Source organism: Micromonospora sp. RV43, from assembly GCF_001029515.1.
GTDB classification, from domain to species: Bacteria; Actinomycetota; Actinomycetes; order Mycobacteriales; family Micromonosporaceae; genus Micromonospora; species Micromonospora aurantiaca.
In genome coordinates, this window is the sequence record NZ_LEKG01000297.1 from 1 (window position 1) to 4,927 (window position 4,927).

General features: G+C 73.4%; 4 protein-coding genes. 2 read left to right on the forward strand and 2 right to left on the reverse strand.

Going from position 1 to position 4,927, the window contains the following annotated elements:
* Positions 1-1,145 (reverse strand): polysaccharide lyase family 1 protein (locus ABD52_RS36230; RefSeq protein WP_047894716.1); only part of this gene is annotated, 1,145 nt, incomplete at its 3' end.
* 333 nt (positions 1,146-1,478) lie between these two features.
* Between ABD52_RS36230 and ABD52_RS36235 the strand changes: the two genes are divergently transcribed.
* Positions 1,479-2,690, forward strand: coding sequence for a hypothetical protein (locus ABD52_RS36235; RefSeq protein WP_047894717.1), 1,212 nt, complete (start codon positions 1,479-1,481; stop codon positions 2,688-2,690).
* On the opposite strand, the gene ABD52_RS36240 is transcribed toward ABD52_RS36235, so the two are convergent.
* Positions 2,628-3,590, reverse strand: a complete 963-nt coding sequence (locus tag ABD52_RS36240) for a DMT family transporter (RefSeq protein ID WP_047894718.1) — start codon at positions 3,588-3,590, stop codon at positions 2,628-2,630. The two genes, ABD52_RS36235 and ABD52_RS36240, sit on opposite strands and share 63 nt — an antisense overlap.
* Before the next feature lie 40 nt (positions 3,591-3,630).
* On the opposite strand from ABD52_RS36240, the gene ABD52_RS36245 reads away from it, so the two are divergent.
* Positions 3,631-4,927: PLP-dependent aminotransferase family protein (locus ABD52_RS36245; RefSeq protein WP_047894719.1), on the forward strand; the 1,297-nt coding region annotated here is incomplete at its 3' end.

A 4,927-nucleotide genomic window follows, 5' to 3' on the forward strand; every position in this document is an offset into this window, starting at 1 on the left:
GGCGTGGTCGGCCCCGGCGTGGTGGGGGGCGGGGACTGCGGCGTGCAGTTGCCGTCGGAGACCCGCAGGCCGGTGTTCGCGCCCGCCGTCTGCCGCACGATGTCCGGCACGCAGCTCGCCGCGTCGAGCCGGTACGAGTACGGGACGCTCACTGTGGTCGTGGACGTCACGTTCGGACCCGCCGGGTAGTTGTCGCTGCCGGGCGAGGACCAGGTCACGTTGTCGAAGATGTTGCCGCTGACCTGCCAGGTTCCGCGCTCGCTGGTGTAGAACGTGCCGAGCACGTCCTTGGAGTTGCGGAAGTAGTTGTTGTCCACCTTGGCCCGCGCCCCGGCCCGGGAGTTGATGCCCGACTCGTGCAGCCCGGTGTAGTGGTTGTTGAACATGTGGGCGATGCCGCCGCGCAGCAGCGGCGTACGGGAGTCGATGTTCTCGTACAGGTTGTGCTCGAACGTGATGTAGCCGTTGCCGCGGTCGCTCTCGCTGGAGCCGATGAGGCCGCCGCGGCCGGAGTTGCGCAGGATGCTGTACGACAGCGTCACGTACTGGGTGTCGTCCTTCATGTCGAACAGGCCGTCGTAGCCTTCCGACTCCCCGCCGGACGCCTCGAGCGTGACGTGGTCGACCCACACGTTACGGACGCTGCTCTCCATCCCGATCGCGTCGCCGCCGTTGGAGGTGGGCGAGCCCGACTTCTTGACGTTCCGCACCGTCACGTTCCGGATGATGATGTTGCGGGAGTCGCGGATGTGGATGCCGAGCTGGTCGAAGACGGCGCCGCTGCCCACGCCGATGATGGTGACGTTGCTGATCTGCTTCAGCTCGATCACCCCGTCCGCGGTGTTGCAGCTCGACCCGGAGACCTTGCTGGTGTTGCCGTGGTTGATGGTCCCGGTCACCTCGATGATGATCGGGGTGCTGCTGCTGGCCCGGCCGCAGAGCGCGGCGTGGATGGCGGTGCCGGTGGTGGCGCGTACGGTCTGCCCGCCCGCGCCGCCGGTGGTGCCGCCGTTCTGGGTGGCGTAGCCGGTGGCGCTGCCGGCCGCCGCCGACGCCTGCGGGGACGGCAGCACCACGGCGACGGCGATACCCACGACCGCCGTGGCCAGTGCCGCGTGGAGTCGCAGCGCGACTGGTCTTCTCATGTCGCCTCATTCCTTTTTCGAGCATGCGGGAATTGCCGCCGAGCGAACGGCAGTCACCGAATGGGAATAATGAGGAGCCGCGACGCGATCAGGCGCGCCGCCAGCGAATGTCGTTCATCTGCGATGCCCGGCCCGCAAATGAAACATCGATGTAACGCAATCGTATGAAAGCGCTTTCCAGGAAGGCAAGGCCTGGCGTTTGCAGGTTTTTTGCACTACTCCGGGCGGCCGGAGGCCGCGGACGCCTTCTTGACGGGACGCGCGATCGATGGTTGCCTGCACCTCACCCCAGAGATCGACGTTCGTCTACTTCCTGCCCCCACGAGGAGCGCCATGCCCCATCCCCGCAGGACCCCGCCGGCCGCTGTCGCCGGCGCGCTCGCCGCCGTCCTGGCCGTCTCCCCGGCGCCCGCCGCACCCCCGGCTGAACCGACGGCCACCGGCAACACGTGGAGCGCCGACCTCACAGTCGTCGACGCCGACGACGTCGGCGTCCGCTGGACCGGCGCCGGACTGCGCCTCGCCGACACGGCGGGCCGCCCAGCCGCGCAGCGCCGGCAGACGGCCGGGGGCATGCTCGTCACCGCGCCCCACCCGCTCGCCGCGCCGGCCAACCGGGTCCGGGCCGACGTCGACGCGGCCCCCGGCACCGGCGGCGCCGTCGAGGTGGCGGCGCGCGGCTGGCGATCGGGCGCGTGGACCGAGTGGCGGTCCGTCTCCGCCGAGGCCGTCTTCGACCAGCCGGTCACGCGGGTCCAGGTCCGGGTGGCCCTCACCGCCGAACGGCCGTCCGCCGCGCCCACAGTGCGCGCGGTCCGGCTCGTCGCCGACTCGGTCGTCGCCGTCACGGCCGCGACCCCGGGCCTCACCTACCGGGTGTACGCCACGCGGGAGGGACTGGTCGGCGGCACCACCGCCAACGGGCACGTGATCGTCTCGCGGGACCACTTCGTCGCGCTGCCGTCGGCCCGCGGCCTCGCGCCGAAGAACACCGGCGACTACACCGTGCGGGTCTGCACCACCACCCGCAGCCGCTGCGAGTACGCGCCGGTCTGGGACATCGGACCGTGGAACACCAGGGACGACTACTGGAACCCGGGCAGTGTCCGGGAGATGTGGAAGGACCTGCCGCAGGGCCGGCCCGAGGCGCAGGCGGCGTACCAGAGCGGCTACAACGGCGGCCGGGACCAGTTCGGGCGCGTGGTGGGCAGTCCGGCCGGCATCGACCTCGCCGACGGCACGTTCTGGGACGGTCTGCTGCTCACCGACAACGCCTGGGTCGACGTCGCCTACCTCTGGACCGGCACCGGCACCCGGGGCCGGATCGGCAGCGGCCCGCTCAACATCCGGTCCGGCCCCGGCACGAGCAATCCCGTCGTCGGCCTGGCCGCCACCTACGCCAACGTGCCGATCGAGTGCTCGGTCACCGGCCAGTCGGTGAGCGGCCCGTACCGGACCACCAGCCAGTGGAACCGCCTCGCATCAGGACACTTCGTCAGCCACGCGTACGTCTCCGGCGTGACCGGCACGATCGCGGCCTGCTGAGGCCGGCTCGCCCGGGGTGGGCGCCGGTGTCGCGCCGCCCCGGGTGCGCTGGATGAGCACGACGCAGGCGAGCACCGCGCCCGCCACCACCAGCGCGCCGGGCGTGACCGCCTCACCGAGCAGCACCGCGGACCAGATCAGCGTGAGCACCGGCTGGACGAGCTGGATCTGGCCCACCTTGGCGATGCCGCCCCGGGCCAGCCCGGCGTACCAGGCGAAGAAGCCCAGGAACATCGACACCACTGTGAGGTAGCCGAACCCGGTCCAGGCGGCGACGCCGCCCTGCGGGCGATGGAGAAGCGCGGCCACCACCGTGACCGGCACGGTGACCGGGAGCGACAGCAGCAACGCCCAGCAGATCGTCCGGGCGCCGCCGAGGTCGCGGGCCAGCCGGCCGCCCTCGGCGTACCCGAGTCCGCAGAGCACCACGGCGGCGAGCAGGAACAGGTCGGCGAGCGACAGCGTCCCCCGCATCGAGCCGCTCGCGGCCAGGAAGGCGAGCACCAGCGCCAAGCCCGCGGCACCGGCGATCCAGAACAGCGGCGGCGGCCGTTCACCGGCGCGCAGCACCGCGAACACCGCGGTCATGGCGGGCAGCACCGTGACGACCACGGCACCGTGCGCTGACGTCTGCGTGGTGAGCGCCAGCGAGGTGAACAGCGGGAAGCCGACCACGACGCCGAGCGCGACGATCGACAGCCGTCGCCACTGGTCCCGGGTGGGGCGCGGCGCGCCGGTCAGCCGCAGGTAGGCCCACGCGAGCAGCGCCGCGCCCACGGCCCGTCCGAACGCGACGAACCAGGGGTCCAGTGTGTGCACCGCGACGCGGGTGGCCGGCAGCGACATGCTGAAGGCCAGTACGCCCAGCGCGCCGAGGGCGATGCCGGCGCCCGGTCTCACCGTTATCGTGGTCGAGGCGGTAGCGCTACTCTGTGCCGTCATGAACGATGGTAGCGCTATCGACCGTGTGGTCCGGCATCTGGGTGCGCTGGCGGCCGACGCCGCGCCCGGCACGCGGCTGCCGTCGGTGCGGGAGCTGACCGCGCACCATCACGTCTCCCCCGTGACGGTCGCCGAGGCGACCCGGCGGCTCGTCGCGGACGGGCTGGTGGAGACCCGGCCGGGCCGTGGCGCGTACGTGGCGGCCCGGCGCGCCGGCCCTCCGCGGGCGGACCTGTCGTGGCAGACAGTCGCGCTCGGCTCGCGGCGGGGCGGCGAGGAGGAGATGCAGGCGCTGCTGGCGTTACCGCCGTCGGGCGCGATTCCGCTGACCGGCGGCTACCTGGACCCTGATCTCCAGCCGGCCGCCGCGCTCGGTGCGGCGCTCGCCCGTGCGGCCCGGCAGCCGGCCGCGTGGCAGCGTGGTCCGGTCGAGGGACGCGCCGACCTGCGCGCCTGGTTCGCCCGCGAGACGGGTGGCGGCCTGCGCGCCGAGGACATGGTGATCTGCCCGGGCGGGCAGGCAGCGCTCTCCTCCACGCTGCGGGCGCTCACCATCCCCGGCGACACGATCCTGGTCGAGTCCCCCACCTACCTGGGCGCGCTCGCCGCCGCGCGCGCCGCCGGGCTGCGGGTGGTGCCCGTGCCCGCCGACGCCGACGGGGTACGCCCCGACCAGCTCGCCGCCGCGTTCGCCCGTACCGGCGCCCGCCTGTTCTACTGCCAGCCCTTGTACGCCAACCCGCACGGCGCGACACTGGCCGCCGCCAGGCGCGGCGAGGTGGCCGAGGCGGTGCGCGAGGCCGGGGCGTTCCTGGTCGAGGACGACTACGCCCGCGACCTCACCGTCGACGGCGACGCCCCGCCGCCGCTGGCCGCCGACGACCCGGACGGGCACGTCGTCTACCTGCGCTCGCTGACCAAGTCCACAGCGCCCGGCCTGCGGATCGCCGCGATCGGCGCGCGCGGGCCGGCCGGGGCACGGCTGCGCGCCGCCCGCCTGCTCGACGACCTCTTCGTCGCAGGGTCGCTGCAACAGGCCGCGCTGGAGTTCCTCACCGCGCCGGCCTGGGACCGGCACCGCCGCAGCCTGCGCGTCCAGCTGCGGGCCCGCCGGGAGGCGCTGCTCGCCGCGCTGGACCGGCACCTGCCGTCGCTGACACCGCGCGACGTCCCGCGCGGTGGACTGCACCTCTGGGTACGGCTGCCCGACAACACCGACGACGTAGCGGTGACCACTGCGGCCGCGGCAGCGGGGGTGACCGTCTTCCCCGGCCGCCCCTGGCACGCCGCCGAAC